At 59.5% G+C, this 294-nt stretch carries 1 protein-coding gene; it reads right to left on the reverse strand.

Annotated features, from left to right (window positions below; genetic code table 11):
- Positions 1–294 (reverse strand): FAD-dependent oxidoreductase (locus ACZYR9_RS27735; protein ID WP_488981512.1); only part of this gene is annotated, 294 nt, incomplete at both ends.

Raw genomic sequence — 294 nt, forward strand, 5'->3', positions numbered from 1 at the left:
ATCAACAGGCCCCCTGCCCGATCCGACCTCTCGTACACTGTTACGGTATGACCCGCCTTATTCAGCTGAGCGGCACAGGCGAGGCCCGAAGGCCCGGAGCCGACGACGGCGACCTTCTTGCTTGTACGTACAGCTGGAGGCTGCGGAACGACCCAGCCTTCAGCGAACCCTTTGTCGATGATCGATTTTTCACTGTTTTTAATCGTGACCGGCGATCCGTTCAAGCCTACCGTACAGGAGCCCTCACAGGGAGCCGGGCAGACACGACCGGTACATTCCGGGACGTTGTTCGTC

The organism is Paenibacillus sp. F024 (assembly GCF_057814255.1).